25 protein-coding genes are annotated in these 18,599 nt (G+C 42.5%); 8 read left to right on the top strand and 17 right to left on the bottom strand.

From position 1 onward, the window contains the following. Window positions 1-79 precede the first annotated feature (79 nt). Together BLV00_RS19465 and BLV00_RS19460 are read right to left on the bottom strand one after the other, a co-directional pair. A complete protein-coding gene (locus BLV00_RS19465) occupies window positions 80-463 on the bottom strand; it encodes a DUF3397 domain-containing protein (RefSeq protein ID WP_093046615.1) in 384 nt (127 codons plus the stop codon). Next, window positions 456-1,337: a 2-dehydropantoate 2-reductase gene (locus BLV00_RS19460; protein ID WP_093046614.1), complete on the bottom strand. Its 882-nt coding sequence runs from the start codon at window positions 1,335-1,337 to the stop codon at window positions 456-458. The genes BLV00_RS19465 and BLV00_RS19460 overlap by 8 nt, the downstream gene beginning before the upstream one ends. Window positions 1,338-1,597: 260 nt before the next feature. Between BLV00_RS19460 and BLV00_RS19455 the strand changes: the two genes are divergently transcribed. Beyond that, window positions 1,598-2,092, top strand: a complete 495-nt coding sequence (locus BLV00_RS19455) for an N-acetyltransferase (RefSeq protein WP_093046613.1) — start codon at window positions 1,598-1,600, stop codon at window positions 2,090-2,092. A gap of 163 nt (window positions 2,093-2,255) precedes the next feature. On the opposite strand, the gene BLV00_RS19450 is transcribed toward BLV00_RS19455, so the two are convergent. From BLV00_RS19450 to BLV00_RS19435, 4 genes are all read right to left on the bottom strand, one after another. Beyond that, window positions 2,256-2,729 (bottom strand): RsfA family transcriptional regulator, encoded by a 474-nt coding sequence (locus tag BLV00_RS19450; RefSeq protein ID WP_093046612.1) that lies wholly within the window; start codon window positions 2,727-2,729, stop codon window positions 2,256-2,258. A gap of 82 nt (window positions 2,730-2,811) precedes the next feature. After that, complete coding sequence (locus BLV00_RS19445; RefSeq protein WP_093046611.1) at window positions 2,812-3,582, bottom strand: enoyl-CoA hydratase/isomerase family protein; 771 nt, start codon at window positions 3,580-3,582, stop codon at window positions 2,812-2,814. A 186-nt stretch (window positions 3,583-3,768) separates the two neighbouring features. Next, a complete protein-coding gene (gene rpmF / locus BLV00_RS19440) occupies window positions 3,769-3,942 on the bottom strand; it encodes a 50S ribosomal protein L32 (RefSeq protein WP_028782672.1) in 174 nt (57 codons plus the stop codon). Window positions 3,943-3,988: 46 nt separating this feature from the next. After that, window positions 3,989-4,513: a YceD family protein gene (locus tag BLV00_RS19435; protein WP_093046610.1), complete on the bottom strand. Its 525-nt coding sequence runs from the start codon at window positions 4,511-4,513 to the stop codon at window positions 3,989-3,991. 827 nt (window positions 4,514-5,340) lie between these two features. On the opposite strand from BLV00_RS19435, the gene BLV00_RS19430 reads away from it, so the two are divergent. Continuing rightward, entirely contained in the window at window positions 5,341-6,633 is a 1,293-nt protein-coding gene (locus BLV00_RS19430) for a nucleotidyltransferase (protein ID WP_245729025.1), read from the top strand. A gap of 69 nt (window positions 6,634-6,702) precedes the next feature. Here the strand turns inward: BLV00_RS19430 and BLV00_RS19425 are convergent, their stop codons facing one another. Next, on the bottom strand, window positions 6,703-7,728 hold the full coding sequence (locus BLV00_RS19425) for a SepM family pheromone-processing serine protease (protein WP_093046608.1): 1,026 nt from the start codon (window positions 7,726-7,728) through the stop codon (window positions 6,703-6,705). 1 nt (window position 7,729) lies between these two features. Continuing rightward, window positions 7,730-8,512, bottom strand: coding sequence for a patatin-like phospholipase family protein (locus BLV00_RS19420; RefSeq protein WP_093046607.1), 783 nt, complete (start codon window positions 8,510-8,512; stop codon window positions 7,730-7,732). A 168-nt stretch (window positions 8,513-8,680) separates the two neighbouring features. Here BLV00_RS19420 and ylbJ point away from each other — a divergent pair, with 168 nt between their 5' ends. Further along, entirely contained in the window at window positions 8,681-9,898 is a 1,218-nt protein-coding gene (gene ylbJ / locus BLV00_RS19415; protein ID WP_093046606.1) for a sporulation integral membrane protein YlbJ, read from the top strand. A gap of 45 nt (window positions 9,899-9,943) precedes the next feature. Here the strand turns inward: ylbJ and coaD are convergent, their stop codons facing one another. Both coaD and rsmD read right to left on the bottom strand, forming a co-directional pair. Then, complete coding sequence (gene coaD, locus BLV00_RS19410; protein WP_093046605.1) at window positions 9,944-10,426, bottom strand: pantetheine-phosphate adenylyltransferase; 483 nt, start codon at window positions 10,424-10,426, stop codon at window positions 9,944-9,946. Window positions 10,427-10,438: 12 nt separating this feature from the next. Next, complete coding sequence (gene rsmD / locus BLV00_RS19405; protein WP_093046604.1) at window positions 10,439-10,987, bottom strand: 16S rRNA (guanine(966)-N(2))-methyltransferase RsmD; 549 nt, start codon at window positions 10,985-10,987, stop codon at window positions 10,439-10,441. Window positions 10,988-11,490: 503 nt separating this feature from the next. Here rsmD and BLV00_RS19395 point away from each other — a divergent pair. Further along, window positions 11,491-11,880, top strand: a complete 390-nt coding sequence (locus tag BLV00_RS19395; protein WP_093046602.1) for a DUF7147 family protein — start codon at window positions 11,491-11,493, stop codon at window positions 11,878-11,880. Between the two features lie 349 nt (window positions 11,881-12,229). Here BLV00_RS19395 and BLV00_RS19390 read toward each other — a convergent pair whose 3' ends face one another. Next, window positions 12,230-12,505 (bottom strand): YlbG family protein, encoded by a 276-nt coding sequence (locus tag BLV00_RS19390; RefSeq protein ID WP_093046601.1) that lies wholly within the window; start codon window positions 12,503-12,505, stop codon window positions 12,230-12,232. A 148-nt stretch (window positions 12,506-12,653) separates the two neighbouring features. Between BLV00_RS19390 and BLV00_RS19385 the strand changes: the two genes are divergently transcribed. Continuing rightward, window positions 12,654-12,983 (top strand): hypothetical protein, encoded by a 330-nt coding sequence (locus tag BLV00_RS19385; RefSeq protein WP_093046600.1) that lies wholly within the window; start codon window positions 12,654-12,656, stop codon window positions 12,981-12,983. 1 nt (window position 12,984) lies between these two features. Here the strand turns inward: BLV00_RS19385 and BLV00_RS19380 are convergent, their stop codons facing one another. From BLV00_RS19380 to ylbD, 3 genes are read right to left on the bottom strand one after another with little or no spacing between them, the layout of a single operon-like run. Then, window positions 12,985-13,422 (bottom strand): YlbF/YmcA family competence regulator, encoded by a 438-nt coding sequence (locus tag BLV00_RS19380; RefSeq protein ID WP_093046599.1) that lies wholly within the window; start codon window positions 13,420-13,422, stop codon window positions 12,985-12,987. A gap of 58 nt (window positions 13,423-13,480) precedes the next feature. Then, entirely contained in the window at window positions 13,481-13,717 is a 237-nt protein-coding gene (locus BLV00_RS19375) for a YlbE-like family protein (protein ID WP_093046598.1), read from the bottom strand. A 7-nt stretch (window positions 13,718-13,724) separates the two neighbouring features. Then, complete coding sequence (ylbD, locus tag BLV00_RS19370; RefSeq protein WP_093046597.1) at window positions 13,725-14,117, bottom strand: spore coat protein YlbD; 393 nt, start codon at window positions 14,115-14,117, stop codon at window positions 13,725-13,727. Between the two features lie 85 nt (window positions 14,118-14,202). On the opposite strand from ylbD, the gene BLV00_RS19365 reads away from it, so the two are divergent. Next, a complete protein-coding gene (locus BLV00_RS19365; RefSeq protein ID WP_093046596.1) occupies window positions 14,203-14,571 on the top strand; it encodes a hypothetical protein in 369 nt (122 codons plus the stop codon). Here the strand turns inward: BLV00_RS19365 and BLV00_RS19360 are convergent. Both BLV00_RS19360 and BLV00_RS19355 read right to left on the bottom strand, forming a co-directional pair. Next, complete coding sequence (locus BLV00_RS19360) at window positions 14,557-15,642, bottom strand: CAP domain-containing protein (RefSeq protein ID WP_093046595.1); 1,086 nt, start codon at window positions 15,640-15,642, stop codon at window positions 14,557-14,559. The genes BLV00_RS19365 and BLV00_RS19360 overlap by 15 nt on opposite strands. Window positions 15,643-15,824: 182 nt before the next feature. Beyond that, window positions 15,825-16,253 carry a CBS domain-containing protein gene (locus BLV00_RS19355; RefSeq protein WP_093046594.1) on the bottom strand — a complete coding sequence of 143 codons (429 nt, stop codon included), beginning with the start codon at window positions 16,251-16,253 and terminating at the stop codon, window positions 15,825-15,827. A 184-nt stretch (window positions 16,254-16,437) separates the two neighbouring features. On the opposite strand from BLV00_RS19355, the gene BLV00_RS19350 reads away from it, so the two are divergent. After that, window positions 16,438-16,809: a YugN family protein gene (locus BLV00_RS19350; protein ID WP_093046593.1), complete on the top strand. Its 372-nt coding sequence runs from the start codon at window positions 16,438-16,440 to the stop codon at window positions 16,807-16,809. A gap of 137 nt (window positions 16,810-16,946) precedes the next feature. After that, window positions 16,947-18,005, top strand: coding sequence for a sporulation integral membrane protein YtvI (gene ytvI, locus BLV00_RS19345; protein WP_093046592.1), 1,059 nt, complete (start codon window positions 16,947-16,949; stop codon window positions 18,003-18,005). A gap of 72 nt (window positions 18,006-18,077) precedes the next feature. On the opposite strand, the gene BLV00_RS19340 is transcribed toward ytvI, so the two are convergent. Then, the coding region (locus BLV00_RS19340; RefSeq protein WP_218131913.1) for a hypothetical protein at window positions 18,078-18,599 on the bottom strand (522 nt) is incomplete at its 5' end.

Raw genomic sequence — 18,599 nt, 5'->3', positions numbered from 1 at the left:
TGCGTAGGTCTCCTTTTCATTCTATTTATGTATACTTATGTATTGTACAAAAAAGGAGAGCGTAATTCACATATTATGATTATAAGGTAAGCAGTTTGCCAGTCAATCCATATATACTTAGACCGATATACAGGAAACCGAACAATAAGGAGTTGAATCTCCAGAACCCTTTCCACGCGCGCTTAAAGGCAACTTCTTCATGAAGCCGGTGCTGGATTATGACCGTCCCTGCCAATATCAGCAGCAGCAGCAATAGAATGTAGCCGAAAAAGGATTGATCAAACAGGACTCTTGCTAACAGGTCGACGGATAGAATAAACAGTAATGTAGCCAGGTTGGTCGTTTTATGAATCGCCTTCCATTTATGCCGGTATATTTTCCGGTAGATAAAATAGAACACAAATAAAATAGGAATCGGCATCGTAAGCGCAGCAGCATAGATATAAATTAATACATCACCCATGGTGTCCCTCCTTTCTTCTCTCGAATTCTTTCGCTTTGATTGCCTGGTAGATAAAGGAATGGATTGGAAGTGTGTCCGTTTCGGCTAATAGATAGCCTGTGATTGCTTCAATTTCCGAAGGACGGCATGCGGAGATATCTTTATACATCGAAGAATAGTTTGCAGCTGTGGCTCGTGCTACCCTTTCGGTATTTTCCCATTCCGCTGCAAAGTCGAGTTTCAGTACCTGGCATGCTTCTCGGCAAAGCCCCAGCGCAAGATCATGGATGAATGGATTCTCCAGTAATTGGCCATTACGTACTTCAAATAAAGCAGTCAATGGATTGATGACCGCATTGACGACAAGCTTCTTAGCTAGCATATGGTAGTAGTCCCGCTCTGCTATAAACGGGAAATGATCTTGATTCAACTGCTCCATTAGTCTATCGACATTGCTGGACTTTTCCATAGAAGCGAGTCTGATTACACCTTTTCCAGTATGACGCACGGAGTAGTCAGCAGTCTTCAACGCTCCATGCTCGGTGACCCCTACCATTACAGCTGAGGAAAGTTTTCTTATTCTTTCCAGATGCCCCATGCCATTTTGCAGAAAGACCAACGTCTCTTCATCACCGATTTCCTCTAATACAGGCATCAGCCCTTTCAAATGATTCTGTTTGACACATACAAAGGTAAGATCATGGTGACTAAGATCTTCGATCAACCGCGCTTCTACCTTTACCGTATCACTGGTTCCACCTAAACCGACCCCAAGCTCATTTACCAGCTCCATTTGCTCACTCCGTCTTACATACAATGTTACCTTGTTTCTTTTTCCTAAGTAGTGAGCCATTAATAAACCAACAGCTCCACCACCAATGATACCTATTTCCACGCCCGCACCTCTAATCCCTGTTATGATTATTATTTATTGTAGCAAACTATTTAGAAAAACTTGACTTATCGCCAAGTCCTTATAGCGAAAGCATAAGTTTTTCTGATACTTTAACGCTTTAACAAAGGTAAACTTTCTTAAAGTATAAAAAACACAGCACTAATTTTTCCCAAAAATTGAGCGTTCAGTCAATTGTAGATTTCATTCTGAAAATTTTTATATTATAATAAAGGTATAGAGAAAAGAAAGGGGAATTCATCATGTTAGAAACAATACAAGTGGAACGGTTATTAGTAAATTATAAAACCCTTGAAGAATTCAAGCGGTTCAAAGAATATGGCAATCAGGAGCTTTCTATGCTGGAGGACCTGCAGAGCAATATTGTGGAGAATGACAGCGAGTCTCCTTTTTTTGGGGTATATTATGGAAACGCTTTAATCGCCCGGATGAGTTTGTATCGTGTTGATGCGAAATACGATCAATATTTTGACCCATCCCAGGATTATTTAGAGCTATGGAAACTTGAAGTGCTGCCGGATTACCGTGGGAAAGGTTATGGTAAAGCATTAGTAGACTTTGCAAAAAGCTATAATTTACCAATTAAAACCAATCCTCGTATTAAATCTCATGGATTTTGGGAGAAAACGGGCTTCCAGAAAGCTCATTATGATATGGAGAGGGACCTTGGGGAAAATCCGTTGATCTGGATGCCTGCAGGGGTCAACGAAAAAGATACAGGTGAGAACAACGAATAAGTATTAGAAAACATGGCTTGTCGTCAAGTACTTATGGCGAATGCCTTCGTATTTTCTTATACTGTAATCTTTAACAAAGTTAAAATTACTTGAAGTATAAAATAAGCCGCGCTATGTAATCCAATAGCGTGGCTTCTATTATTTTTCAGCAATAAAATTATCATTATACCGTTAAGTTGTGATCTTTCTGTACCCATGCCATCAACTTCTCTACTTCCTTCCAGGCAGATTGATAACGGGTAACAGCGGCCTTCAACGCCTGATTTTCTTCTGATAAAGATCTGAGCCGGTCTTCCATGAGCGGAAGATCATCTTCCGTATTCTGCTTCTCTTTCATCTGGGTCAATAGAGAAATTGCATCGTCCAATGACATATTAATGGGAGCATCCGTATTGGATGCTGGTACATGCTGCTTTCTTTTTCTTTCATTCTTAGCCGTTTCAATCGCTTGCTGGTAGTGTTTGCGAACATTCGCATTCCAACGGAAACCACAGGCCGCTGGAGTCCGGGAAAGTTTATCGGCTACTTCTCTGAAGGCCTCCAACTGCGTTCTTCCCTGCCGGATGCAGCGAAGAACCGTTTCAGCCAGAAGCAAATCTTCATCTTCTTTCCAAGCATCCTGTCGATTGACGTCCATTCCATCCCTCCTCTATCGTTTGCTTTATATGTATGCAAGACAGAGGTTTAATAGAATAAGTTAATAAATTAGAAGTTATCTTCTAGGAGCGGCGGGTCATAAACCGCTTGACCGCTTCCTTATGTTCTTCCGATTCCCATAGTCGGGAGCACGTACGTACTTCTTCATCCATAACTGGAGACATAGATAACATGGAGAGTTTTTTATCATATTGTTTTTTCCAGACTCGCATTTGCTTTACTGACTTTTCAAGAAATTTTGCAAGCAGCTCCTCCACATTCGCAAGTTCTTCCCTTTCAATCAGACGGTGCGCCCAGCCGATGGCCGCCACACGATCACTGTCATACATTTCTGCTTCTATGAGCCATTGAAAGGCATATTCCGGTCGGATTTTTTCATATAGTAAAACCCCGCCGCCCCATCCCGGAGTGATTCCCAATTTACCCTGGACAAATCCATAAGAGGCGTCCTTGACAGCATAGCGGATATCACACGCGGTCGCTATTTCGCATCCTCCCCCACGTGCCTGTCCATTCAGCAAAGCGATAGTAGGTAAGGGAAAGGAAGCTAGTTGATAGACGACTTCTTTCATAGGGTATAAAGTTTGAAAGGCCTCGCTCGCATCCAAATCTCCGTGCAAATCTTTCAAATCCCCTCCGCTACAAAATGCACGGTCACCATTCCCTGTAATGACCAGGCATTTTATTCCATCTGCCTTTTTCGCCTCAGCCAGCGCCTGAGAGAGCTCAGAGGTCATCTGTTTTGATACCGCATTCATTTTCTCCGGACGGTTCAAGGTAATTCTGGCATATCCGGCAGGAAATACTTCATATGTAATCGTTTCGTACGTCATTGTTATCCCTCCTGTAAAATGTCATTGACGGTTCATTATATAACCAGGACTATTAGAAAAAACTGGCTTGTCGCCAAGTACTTTTGACGAAAGCCTTCGTAATTTCTTATACTTTCATCCTTTAGCAAGGTTCCTTAAAGTATAAAAAAGGATGCCTGAATAATATCAGACACCCTTTCTGCTTGCTTATTGTTCGACTACTTGCTTTCCATCATAATGTCCACAAGATTTGCAAACATGGTGAGGCTTCGTGTACTCTCCGCAGTTGGAGCATTCCACCATGCCAGGTACGTGAAGTTTTTTGTGCGTACGACGTTGGTTCTTCACTTTTTTAGAAGTTTTTCGCTTTGGTACTGCCATGTTCTACACCTCCTTCAATCGATCGAAAATCTCTATTGGGATTTTCTCAGTCTTCGTTTTGATTATCATTGAGTAATGATTGCAGTTTAGCCATTCGAGGATCCACTTTTTTCTCCTGTGCTTCCTCGGTGACCAGTTGCCAGCCTTGACCTTCTTGTGGTGCCTGATCATATGCTTCCTGTTTTTCAGAAAACACGCGAAAAGGAACCTCCAAGAGTACATTTTCCTTTATATAAGGCGTCAAGTCAAGAACTTCTCCATCCACTGGATGAATTTCTGACTCATCCTCTTCCTCATAAAAAGGGGAAACGGAAAAGACTTCAATAGCATCAACGTGAAATGGATATTCTACATCGACCAGTGTGCGGGCACAAGGAAGTATCATCTTCCCATCGATAGTGAATTGGAAAGTGATTTCTTCTCCATGCATAGTCGCCTGCCCTTTTACATGAACCGGCTCAATGCGGCGAATATCATTCTTCATTTCTTCTAGTTCACTAATATCTACATCATCTTCAAATACAAACGGCTCATCGCCAGCTTGCTTGAGCTTTTGTAGCGGAAATTTCATAAATATCACCTCATGGCAACAAGAGTAATTGTAAATATATTTTTACCTTTTGTCAACATATTTTCTTTACACACACGAAAAGCGGAAGCGCCTGGGCAGCGACGATTGGACTGGACGCTCCCTGTACTTTTTCCACTAGATCATATGTTTTTACTAAAATAACATATTACCTAGCGTATTTGCGAATGATACCCTACATCGCCTGGTTATTTTTGCTACAATAGCCTTATCGTACATAATGAATATACAACAAGTTTATTACTATTCCATTGTCTCTGTTATATCTCAGTATTGATTTCACAGTTAATCTCCCTTTACATGAAGTATCAGCTTCGAGATATATTGTTTCCGTTATGATTGAGAGCGTTAGGAGGCCCGGGAAATCACTCGCTTTCCATAGGAGTACGGTGAGCTTCCTCGGGCTAAAGCCCTGCGGGATCTCACCATGTACTTTAATCCTATAGGAGTCTCGCAATTTCCCGGCCCTCATGGCATTTATGAGAGAAACGGAAACATCAATATTTAGGCATTCAACTGTACTTGGAGCAGTTTAAAAAAGTCTTCAGTGGACCTAGATGAAACCTTCATCTATAAGCAGTGGTCCGTTCCAAAAAACGGATAGGGTGGCTGGGAAACGGCGAGACCCCCGTGGGAGAAGGTGCTAGGTGAGACCCCGCAGGTCGTGAAACGACCGAGGAGGCTTGCCAGCTCCCCCACAGGAAAGCGAACCGTTTCCCAGCCGCCCTTACTCCTGACTCGAGAACGGACCCAAAACATCTCGGAATCGAGTGTTTCATTATACGGCCCTATAATTTAATAAGCCTCTGATGGAAACCCAACAACAGCTTTTAACAGAACCAATTTTTAAGAAAGGAACGGTGTTAATGAAAGCATGCGGACTGGTAGTCGAATATAACCCATTTCATTATGGTCACCTCCATCATTTAGAACAATCAAAACAAGAAACGGATGCTGATTGTATGATTGCAGTCATGAGCGGACCCTTTCTGCAACGAGGCGAACCTGCCATCACCGACAAATGGTCCAGAGCCCGGGCAGCACTTGAATCGGGGATTGATTTAGTAGTCGAGCTGCCTGCCATGTTTGCCATCGAGCACAGCGACCTATTCAGTAAAGGGGCAATACTGACATTAAGAGAACTTGGTATTGACGCTTTATGCTTCGGAAGTGAACATGGAAATATCGAAAGCTTTACAGAAGCAGCTGATGTCTACCACGAATACCAGGAAACATTTGATGCTTACCTTCACGAAGGTTTATCCGCAGGGAATTCATTCCCGGAAGCAGCAAGGTCTGCTTATCGATCGATAGGCCTTACCGAAGGGGAAGTGGACTTATCGAAACCGAATAATATCCTCGGTTTTAGTTATGTCAAACAATTGATGAACTATGCTCCTGAAGTTAAGGCAACGACAATCCAGCGGATCAATAACGATTACCATGACGAGAATATTACCGGGAATATCGCAAGCGCAACTAGCATTCGGAAGGAGCTTTTGAGGCACGGGGAGATGACTGAAGAAGCCGCCTGGACGCTGCCTGAAAGTACCCAACATATGCTGCTTGATTATAGGCGCAAAACCGGTATGTGGCACCATTGGGATTATTACTTCCCATTTTTACACTATCGTATTTTGACAATGAGCAAGCATGATTTACGAAAGATCCATACTGTCGAAGAAGGGCTGGAAAACCGTTTGAAACGAGTAGCTAAACAAGCAAATTCGTTTCAGGAATTAATGGAAGGTATGAAAACAAAACGGTATACGTGGACGCGGTTGCAGCGTATGTTTACCCATATTTTATGTAACACCACAGTAGAAGAAGCTCAACCGCTTCTATCATTAGAAAAAATACCTTATGTAAGAATACTTGGAATGAATGCTACTGGTCAGGAATATCTAAAAAAAGTACGAAAGCATGCGGATGTTCCATTCATCAATCAAATCCAGCAGCTGGATGAACCGCTTCTAGAGGTGGATGAACGAGCGGCTAATGCTTACTATAGTGTGCTGCCAACACCCCTGAAAGCTGAAATGATAAAGCAGGAACTCCAGCCACCGATTCGTATCCATGCAAATAATAGACCACAAGCGTAAGCGCCACTTGATTCATAGCCAATCAAAAAGGAGCTGAGCAACACAAATGTTGCTCAGCTCCTTTATATTTCATTCGCCTGGTTCTAATTGGTTCAGATAGTCCAGTGCATCCTGGAAAGTATCGACTGGAACGATGTCCATGTCTGTTTCTATCTTTTGTGCTGTTTTCTGGGCAACTTCGTAGTTGGACCCTTTTTTTCCTTCATCATTCGGGGCGAAGAAAATATCTGCACCAGCGTTGTCAGCTGCTACCACCTTCTTATCGATTCCCCCAATTCTTCCTACTTCGCCTTCATAGGATATTTCACCTGTTCCAGCTACTTTATAACCTCTGGTAATGTCTTCTTCCGTTAGTTGATCATAGATTTCCAGGGAGAACATTAAACCGGCGCTTGGTCCTCCGATTTCTCCACTTTTGAACTTCACCTTTGGATTAACATCGACACTGCGGTCTGTAACAAGCGTAATGCCGACCCCAACTTTATCTTTTTGATCCGGAAAAGGAGCAAGTTCAATTTCCTTGACCATTTCCTCTCCATCCCGTTCGATGGTCAGCTTTACCGATTCTCCCTCTCCCATTTTATCTACATAATCTACTAAATCACTGGATTGTGTGACTTTCTTATCATCAACTCTGGTGATGCGGTCACCTGGTTTCAATTCGTCTTCCGCGGGCATCCCGTCCAGCAAGTTCATCACGTAAACACCTTGATACTGGATTTCTATGTCCTTACCCGCCGCTTCATAGGCTACAACCTGTGCAGCTTCCTGCGATGTTTCCATCATTTGCAGCTGAGCATGATAATATTCACTTTCTGAAATTCCTTCGGGACGAATATCTTCCAGTGGATATATTTGATGGAACGGCCTGACTTTTGCTAACAGATACTGGATCGGTGTCGCCTGCCCTCCTCTTACCGTTACAAGGTGCATTTCCCCTTTACTATCATAAGCTCCTTCTACCTGCACCACAGGATTGAGCTCTTCTGCTCCTCCGGGCTTATAAATATAAAAAGGCAACCGGTAGCCGCCTAAAAATAAAGCTAATAAAATAGTTATGACTGCAGTGATAATATAACGCCTGCTTAATCTCATGCTAAGACTCCTTCCAATTGGCCAAAAGACCCGTGATGTTACTGATTTGGGCCTTTGCAGCTTTCTCCCCTTCTTTGATGATTTCTTCAATGTCCGTGAATGCTCTGGTGCTGAAACGGGATACATCCGGCTGAATCATGATGTCTGCCGATACTCCCAAGTGGGTGACCAACTCATCCTGCATGATATCAATACTTTGCGTGATGACATCATAAATAGAATTAATATCAGCATCACCGCTGAATTGAGCGCAGTCTACAGCAATTACCATATCAGCACCCATTTCTTTAGCTACCGAGGCAGGAACCCGATCAATGACACCGCCATCTATGTACAAGCGATCGTCTATTTTTTCAGGCACGAAAATTCCCGGTATGCTGATACTCGCACGTACCGCATCGCTGGCGTTTCCAGTCATGAACACCCGTTTCGTACCTGCATAAAGGTCAGTAGCCACCACACCCATTGGGATTACAAATTCTTCGATTTTCTTATGGTAGGTGAACAAACGGATATATTCTTTGATTCTTTTCCCCTGGATAAATCCCATTTTTGGAACGGTAAAATCCAGATAATACTTTCTTTTGAAAGTAGCTGCAAGCTTATATAAATCATCGATTTTCTGTCCTGCTGCATAAAAAGAGCCTACCAGCGCCCCCATACTGCTGCCTGCTATCAAATCGACAGGAATGTTGTGGTCATGCAAGGCTTTCAACACACCCAGATGCGCAAAGCCTCGTGCTCCACCTGAACCTAAAGCCAGACCGATTGTTGGACGCTTCACTTATGATCTCTCCCTGATGGTATTTACATCTATTTTATGGCATATCTGAAGGCACTATGTGCATATCTTTAAAAGACGAACGTATGCTTGTCTTAATTGTAAACATTCTACTACGTATAAAAATAGAAGTACAGGAATCTGAATGCTTTTTCTCTTAAGGAGGCGGACATGAAATCACAAGTAAAATCATTCATCCTCGCCCTATTCACCATTGTTTTCGCGATATTATTAATCAAATACCCAGACCAAGCTTTATCCGCCAGTATCCGGGGGTTGAACATGTGGTGGGAAATCGTTTTTCCTTCCCTACTGCCCTTTTTCATCATTTCTGAATTGATGATCGGTTTCGGGGTGGTTACGTTCATCGGTGTTTTGTTCGAACCGATCATGCGCCCTTTGTTTAATGTGCCTGGTTCAGGGAGCTTCGTATGGGCGATGGGGATGGCGAGCGGCTATCCATCAGGTGCCAAGATAACAGCAAGGCTTCGTCAGGAAAAGCAATTATCCCGTATCGAAGCTGAGCGGCTTGTTTCCTTCACGAACGCTTCCAACCCTTTATTTATTTTTGGAGCTATCGCAGTCGGCTTTTTCAATGATCCTTCGCTTGGCATTCTGCTTGCAGCAAGCCACTATGCTGGTAATACGATGGTCGGTCTTGTGATGCGCTTTTACTGTCGAAAAGACACTGGCACCACCAAAAAAAGTTCAGAAGGCTTTTCCCTGAAACGCGCCTTCCGCGAACTTCATAAAACTCGTATTAAGGACGAGCGCCCTTTCGGAAAATTGTTCGGTGATGCTGTTTTATCTTCTTTGCAAACGTTGTTGATGATTGGTGGTTTCATCATCATATTTTCTGTTTTGAACAAACTATTGTTCGTCACTGGCATCACCGAAGTCATTGCCGCCAGCTTCAGTCTTCTATTGATGCTGCTTCAATTGCCAGAAGTGTTAAGCATCCCCATCTTTTCAGGACTGATGGAAATTACCATGGGGTCTCAGATGATTTCGCAATCGGGAACAGAAATGCTCTATGCAGCTATTGCAGTCAGCTTCATCCTGGGGTTCAATGGTTTTTCCGTTCAGGCTCAAGTAGCAAGCATACTTGCCGAAACGGATGTACGTTTCCTTCCCTATTTTATCGGCCGCCTGATGCACGGGGTATTTGCAAGCGTATTATGTATCTTGCTTTTTCATCCCTTATACTTATCACAATCAGAAGGGTCGTCAGGGGCAGTGCCGGTTCTATCAAAGATAGGAGCTCAGAATTGGGCGATGAATTTTTTAGAGCAGTTATCCTACTATGGTCCGTTGATAACGATTGCAAGCCTGATGACAGGGTGTCTCATCCTTTGGAAACAACTGAAAGCATCCCACAGCTTTAAATAATATAAAACCTGCCTTGATGCGATCGGCAGGTTTTATTACGTACCATTAACCTAAGTATTTTTCCTTCAAGGCAGCTTCAACAGGCGGGGGTACAAGATCAGAAACAGAAGCTTGATATTTTGCCACCTCTTTGACAATACTGGAACTTAAAAAGGAATACTGGTTATTGGTCATCATGAAGAAGGTTTCTATTTCTTCATTCAATTTTCTATTCATAGAAGTGATTTGCATCTCATATTCAAAATCACTTACTGCCCGAAGTCCGCGTAAAATCGCCTGGGCGTTCTTGCTCTGGGCGTATTCCATCAATAATCCTCCGCAAGAATCAACGGAAACGTTTTCAATATCCTTTGTGACTTCTTCAATCAGTGCCTTTCGTTCTTCCACATCGAATAGTGGGGCTTTTGATTGATTATTGAAAACGGCGACGATGACATGGTCAAAAACTTTGGCACCTCTTTGAATGATATCGAGATGTCCATATGTAATCGGGTCGAAACTGCCTGGACAAATGGCAAGTCGTGTCATGCTATATCCTCCTTACTGGTATATACTGATGGCAATCGTACCACCATAGATTTCATGTTTGAAAAGTGGAATACCTGCCAGCTGTTCAGGCAAGTGTTCATCAGCATCATGCTCACAAATGATCATTCCATTTTCTTTCAACAGCTGATGGTCGTTGATATCCTCGACCAGCTTCTCATAGGAAACTTTTTTATATGGAGGATCAAGGAATATCAAATCAAAGCTCAAGTCACGTTTCCCTGCTGCCTTCATCGCCCTGAAAGCATCAGTACGAAACACTTCTGTCTTTTCTTCCAGTTTCAGAGCTTTCACGTTGTCATAGATCGTCTGAATGGCTTTTGGGTGCTTATCGACAAAGACACAATGGTCGATACCACGGCTGATCGCTTCGATTCCTAACCCCCCACTTCCAGCAAACAAATCAAGCGCCTGGCCACCTTCAAAAAAGGGACCGATGATTTGGAACAGCGCTTCCTTCACTTTATCCGTGGTTGGCCGGGTAAGCCGGTTGGGGACCGGGCGAAGTTGTCTTCCCTTATGTTCACCAGCAATCACTCTCATATGTATTCCCCTCCTCTATTACAGACAGCTATCAAGTCGATTCAAAAAAATAGCTTGCTCGTTGGCTATCAGTAGTCGAATCATTCTCCATTATCCTACCACAAACTGTCTTTTTCGTGAAACTTCCTTTTTAAACAAATAATTCATGAAGAATGTTGTATAAATTTAAAAGGAAGGGTTCATAATAACCAATGAAGCAGGAGGCAATGGCTTACTGCTTTAGAAGACGGAGAAGGCTTACATCCCCATAAGCCTTCCTCCGGTTTCTCCTCTCCCTTTGCTTTTTGTTTCTCCAAATCGGAAACAAAAAGACGGGCTGTCCGCTTATGCGTTTGTGGATATATGCCGAATGGCGATGTCTGCATGCAATAGCCGGACAGCCCTATTTTTATATCCCTTCCCCCTCCTCTATCCAGGAAGGTATTTTCTTTACGTTCACATCTTTGCTATTCCATGCTAAAGTTAATGCGAAAGTACAATACATAAAGTGAGGGGGCAAATAGATGAACCAGAAATTCATTGAATTGGGAGAAGGAACATCTGATTTATACGAGTTGATTGATATCGGTGATCATATGGCGGAACGGGTCAAACATGTGATGACATTTGCGACAATTAAAAAGGCGCAGCCAGTTGTTTCCCTGGCACTTGTCCTGGAACCATCCGGTATCGATAAATTTCAGCCGATTTATATATGCCGGGAAGGGGTACCGGATCCGGAAGAAAAGAAAACCCAGCGTTATGAAATGTTTGAAGCTCTGGCAGAACGCCTGGAAAAATCGATCATTCCACTGACCGTAAAACCATCTGATGAATTTTATGAAACAGCTTTATATTACCAGCATCTGATCGGTATTCTCCGAATGAACCGTTATATCCCACCGATGAGCTAATGCTCCATTCGTCTTTTTATCTAAGCCTGATCTCTCTTTAACACCAATGGTCATTTAGAAGCGACATGTTGTTAATCTAATTTTAAAATATAGGCAGATGTTGATTATTCAAAGTCCTATGGGTAAATAGTACATGGTAAGATCCCGCAGGGCTTTAGCCCGAGGAAGCTCACCGTACGCCCATGGAAAGCGAGTGATTTCCCGGACCTCCAAACACTCACCACCATCACGGAAACAGTTTCTCTCGAAGCTGAGTCTTCATGTAAAGGGAGCTTAACTGTAAAATCAATACTGATATTTTTAACAGGACCAAAATAAAAAAAGCCAGTCCGTCTTTGGACTGGCTTTTTTATATCCCCATTTTATAGTCATATTGCTTTGCTTTATCCGGTTTTGCATTTTCGTAATCTGTTTTGACTTCTGGTTTATAGGAAGGGACGACTTTCGAGACGAATGGGAAACGCTCGAGTTTTTCCATCGTTTCCTCATGACGCTCCTTATCTACATAAAGGATCGCATACTTGCTTTTTTTGGATGCATAGATTAAATGTCCATGCTTTTTTATTTGTCTTAAATTTTTCATGTGCTGAAAATAAATGACCATACCTTGTCGTTGCACGTTCATATTTGCTTCCTCGCTTTTATAGGCATTTACAGCAAGTGTATCAGAATTATAATTTTCAGGCAATTGTTCTAAATATCAGCTGTCCATTGAAAATGTCTGAACAGAAAGATAGGATAGAATAAAAGTGGCTTTCCAGAGGAGGGACGGTATGACGGATCATGAACGCGCATGGGAGAAATTCATCGCATTTATGGAACAGGCAGACATCATTGAGAAGTTTATAGTAAAGACCTATACCGGTCTCCCATTTGTATATATAAAGCCTGTGGAAGAGACGTCCCGTATCGAAGTCGAAGACCTTTTGAAACGGGCAGCAGCATCTGCCATGAAAGGAAAACGCCTGACCCTTGCGATGAGTTACGTTCGCAAAAGTCAAGCGCTCTATGTGTATAGGGTCCGTTTTTTGGTCCCTCAGCGTAAAATGTTCTGTTGCGGCAATCTATGTGATGATTGTATAAGGTTCACCGATCCTTTGTGAATCAGGAAGCGCACCCACAACCGCCGCCAGTACCGCAGCCACAGCCGCTGTCCGTCAGGGCCATGCCATCACGAGGTACTTTGATATTCTCGGAAACACTGAAGGCCACATGTTGACTCACTTCATCAAGGAGTTTTTGAAGATCCCGCTCTCTTAGTTTGAAGGAGGCAACCTTTTCATTCATGTCCATTTCCCGTTTAACGGTACGAACCTCTTTCATTATCCGATTATAGTCAGGATGGTAACGACCAAACCGCTGCACATCTTCGTATTGATCTTTGATTTTTTGGAAATCACGGATCAGGCGTTGTGCCTCGTCATCTTCTTCCAACTGCTTTTTAGCAGTTTGATACGCATCCATGACATCCGATTGCAATATCATTTGCCCGATATGTTCGGATGAATCCAACACATCGACAATTTCTATCGTGGCCAGCATTTGTTTCACCTCCACCTTTATCATAACAAATGTGGAAAGATAAAGAAATGCACGATGGTTATTCTTCTTTCATCACCTTGGCCATTTGAATCAGCATATTTACCATCTGCAGCTGGTTTCCGACCTTTTCCACACGTTGGATCGGCGTTTTTCCAAAGAAATGTTTCATTTCTTTATCGAACTGTACTTGATGACCGGGTTCACGGGCAAGTTTCCGATACCATTCCGGGTTGAGCCGGATGAAAGCCAGCCGCTCTTCATTAGCTTTTAAAAATTGATAATTCTCAGGTTGCATGGGTACCTCAGTCCTTTAAAAACGGAAAATTATTGGAATGATTGCCTTTAGAAGAGCTTTTCATTTCCTGGAATTGCTTCACCAGTGTCTGTAAGTTTCCAAGTGCACCGTTCAGGTGATGAATATGGCCATTGATATTATCCCAGTTGACTTGATCGACCATTTGGACAAATTGGTTCATCCATTCTTTTTTATCACTACTTTTATTCTTTGTTTCACCTTCACCATCAGCAGTTCGATAATCATCAAAAATCGGATCGTCTTCTCCTAGTAGAAGCCATTTTTCATAATACTCCTGAAGCTTCTTTCTGTCATTACGCAACTCGCTTTTCAATTTCGGATGGTCATTGACAAAGTTACGGAACTGTTCAACACTTGGATGAAGCTTGTTTCTATCCATATGCTGCACCCCTTTACTTCAAGTATTCCCCGGTAATAGCCTATGCCAGGGTTGTGAATTTGTTCCTAAAGCAAGGAGGAATCTGATGTTTATCGCATCGATCGTCATCCCTATCCTGATTTTTTATTTTTACCGTCGTACAAAAAAAGAGCGTGAAAGCTATTATAATGAATGGATTGATATGGGAAAGACCAATGAAGCAGCCGTGCTGGAAGGAACGATAGTACGTACAGCTGCCTATCAAGAAAAATACTATCAGGATCTCTACCTGTCCGTTACTGAACTTTGGGTGGACAGTAAAAGAGGCAGGATAAAAGCAATAAAAAAAGAACCCGCCTGCCCAAGTCATGAGCAAGCGAAGTTCGAGACCGGTCAGTTTGCACGGCTTTCCGGTGAATGGCATCGCTCGATTTTTTATTTTTCCAGCATTCTCGAAGGATCATCGAGGGACTAGGAAATTCTGCGTGTAATAATCCTTATACACCCCTACACCAAGGTGGGAATAGCGATCATGCAGCAATGCCTCTCTGTGTCCTTCACTATTGAGCCAACCTTCCATGGCTGCAGCAGCATCCGGGTATTGAGCCGCGATATTTTCACCTGCACTTGAATAGGTGACACCATCTGCTTTCAGCCGTTCCTGGAGGCCAATGCCTTCTGGTGTATAATGGGAAAAATAATTATTTTCACGCATATCTTTACTATGTTTGAAGGCTACCTCGGCAACTGGTTGATACCATTCCAGCCGCTCTTTACCGAAACGGATTCTGTAGCGGTTGGTGATATCAAATATCTGTTTTTCTCTCGCCGTCTCGATCGCTTCCCACTCTTCTTCTATAACTACAGACTTCGGCAGCTTTCCGCGATAAGAAACCTGATAAGGCTGTTGTTTTAACAGCACTTCATAATTCATCACCCTGATAGAGGAAAGCTGATCGGTAAATGTATCAAAATACAACTGGGCATAGACGCTGTCACTCAATTGAACCAAAGGTCTCGATGCAAGGTCGTCCTCTGATAAGATGAATGTATATTGTTCAATACCCTTTTTATACGTAACCTCTTTCGTAAAATCATGCTGTGATTTTACCGTTTGATAATCATCCCCAATGGTAAGCGGTTCCGCGGCAGCGTCAGCACCAGTTAAAAACCAGGTAGATATTTTCCCGTCTTCTATCCCGAATTGAAGGTACTTTTCAGGATCCGTATTATATACCCACCACGTGTAGCCATAGGCACTGGGATCTTTTCGCTGTGGCTCACCATAAGTGTCCAGGAGTGCTTGTTTATCCTTGCCGATCCATTTATACATATCCCCTTCCAAAGATAAGCTTTCTTCTTTGGACATATCTTCAGAGGAAGGTTCCTCTGGTTCTTCCTGTTCAAATATTTCTGCTAGTTTTTCGGCTGCATCCTTACCTTTTTCCAGGCCTTCCTCCAACGTTTCGTCAGCGAAATCCCCCGTTACTACCAGGTAGATACCAGCAGCCAGCATAATCAGTACAATGAAGCGAATGAAGTTCATGGCTTCTCTCCCTTATTTAATCTCGTGCTGTTTCTAGTTGATGCTACTCTATTTTTATCATCAGTATAGTCTAAGCCGCAACTATTTATGACTATGTCATACGAGCTTAAGGGGCTTTAAGCGACAGGTGGAATAAAAAAAGAAAAAACGATCCTGCCATAGCAGAACCGTTTTTACTTAGACTAGTGCAATTCCGGGCGTTCAGATATTTCTCCCAGAGCTCTTCCTGCCGCTTCATCAGACATATCTTCTAAAGATAGATCTCCCAGTGACAGGATTCCAATAAGCTTGCCTTGTTCGACGACTGGAAGACGACGAACCTGATGTTCAGCCATCACATTACTAGCTTCCTGCAAAGTTGCATCAGGAGCTACATGATAGAGCTTGTCACTCATTACCTCCTGGAGCGGCGTAGAACCAGGCTTTTTATTGGCGTATCCACGGATAACCAAATCACGGTCTGTCACCATCCCGAGCAATTCCTGGTTGCTTCCGCATACCGGCACCGCACCAACATTTCTTTCCTTCATCATAGTAGCGGCATCGAATAAATGATCATCCGTTGTACAAGCAGAAACCTCTCCAGTCATGACCTCACGTACTGTTTTCATTATTGTGTACCCTCCTTTATACTTAAAAGAGACAGATAATCCTGCCCATTCAACAGGTAGTTTATCCAAAAAGGAAGAAAGTTTGCATGCAACAGGTGAGGATTTATAGTATAATAAATTGCATCATGCTTGATTTCATACTATGATAAGCTTAACTACATACAATTTTTGCGAGGTGTTTGAAATGAAACTGGAAGCTACAGGGATTGAAGGATTAGTCATCAAACAAAAGCCGCTCCATCATATATTGAACAAAGCGGGATTCATCCGCGGAGGTCAATGGGACTATGAGCGTGTTACTTACGATTACAAAATCGGCTCACCTGAAAAGAACATTACTTATTATGTACGTATCCAAGGGTATGCGATCGAAGGGGAAGTTGATTCAGGGACAGGCGTATTCAAAATGCTTCCTCCGCTTCTAGGACGTCATTATTATCCACATGGAGTGGAATATGGCGAGCAGGAAGGTTTCTCGCAAGACCTGATCGATCGTGCCAATAAATTAGTCGCAAAAGCTGCAGAAGACATCAAAAAGCATCAAGAAGTAGTCTGAACCTCTGCCGCTGCCGCATCCTAGTTGATAGGTTGCGGTTTTTTATTACATTCTAACCTGCATGACTGTTCAAAATGCCTCTATTTTGCTATATTTTGAAGTATAGGTGTTATTAGGAAAGGAGATACATAACTAAATTGTTCCGCTACCTTACAAAACGACAATGGATTTTGATTATTATAACTGTACTATTTGTTATCGCGGCCTATTTTCTGCTGCCCGTTTCCGTTCCTTTGATCGCAGCTTTCGTAACAGCACTGTTTCTTAACCCAGCCATTCGTATGATGCAATTTCGATTTCGGATGAAACGAAAACTTTCCGTTATCATAACCTTTTTACTTTTTTTGCTGCTGATCAGCATATTAGGAACATTCATCATTACAAAAACCGTTACACAAGTGGCTCACTTGACGGAAAATGCTCCTACTTACGTAAAAGAAGTAAATCTGATCGTGCAGGATTGGGAAGAAAGCATCGATCGATATGCCCAGGATCTTCCCGATGAATTTGTTTCAGAGATAACAGCAGGAATGCAAAGTAACGTGAAGAACCTGAGCGAAACGATTACGAATAATTTAACGATCGAAAACATTACGAAAGTGTTTGCAAAAATCCCGGAATATCTAGTCAGTTTTTTAGTTTATTTGATCGCGCTTTTCCTGTTTATGCTGGAAATGCCACGATTGAAAGAGAACGCATACGAGCATATGACGGAAGAAACTTCGGAAAAAGTGAAGTTCATGAATGCACGTTTGTCTTATGTGGTATTCGGATTTTTAAAAGCGCAATTCCTGGTAAGTATCATCATTTTTATTGTAACCTTGATCGGTTTGCTGTTTATATCACCTGAAGTTGCGGTAATCATGTCACTGATCATTTGGGCGATCGATTTCATCCCTATCATTGGATCTATCGTCATTTTAGCTCCATGGTCGTTATATATGTACCTGGCGGGTGATGTCGTGTCAGGAACAAAATTGGCAATTTTAGCGATCCTTCTACTTGCTATTCGCCGTACCGTCGAGCCGAAAGTGATGGGACGCCATATCGGGCTTTCTCCGCTGGCAACTTTGATTGCAATGTTCCTCGGATTGCAATTAATGGGGATCATGGGGTTTATTTTAGGACCTTTAATCCTAATCGCCTTTAATTCGGCTAAAGAAGCAGGAATCATCCGATGGAACTATAAAATTTAAGATGATTAAAAAAGCTCAGAGTATTTAGCTCTGAGCTTTTCTTTCCTAAAGCAAAATGGCCTTCAGCGGTTTTCAGTGACTAAAATTCTTAACGAAAAATGCTTCCAGAGCTCTGATGTCATTAGTACGATAGGTTATCCCTTCGGTGTCAAAAACAATAAATTCAGGTAATTGAGTGATATTCAATGCTTGTCCGTAATCATAAGGTTCAGTTGGAATCTCTTCTAAAATTTCAAACGAATTAACGGTAGCTTCCCATACCTCTTCTTGTTCAATGGTAAAGGTTTCATTAATAAGAGACTGGAACGCTTCTGATGGCATATCATCTTTAAAGGCAACCACATTATATTTGCCTTCTACATTTGACTTCAGCTCATCCACAAGCTTCTCTTCCTCAGAAGTACAACCGGCCAGCAAAATAGTGAATAAAACCACTGTCAAAAGGACTTTTTTCATCATACTCCCCCTGTTGTATAAAATACTGTTGATTTTACAGTTAAAGCTCCCTTTTATTGAAGACTCAGTTTCGAGATAAACCGTTTCCGTTACGGTGGTGAGCGGTTGGAGGTCCGTGAAATCACTCGCTTTCCGTGG

This window comes from Thalassobacillus cyri (genome assembly GCF_900107755.1).
Taxonomy (GTDB): Bacteria; Bacillota; Bacilli; order Bacillales; family Halobacillaceae; genus Thalassobacillus; species Thalassobacillus cyri.
This window is presented reverse-complemented; position numbering and strand designations above follow the sequence as displayed.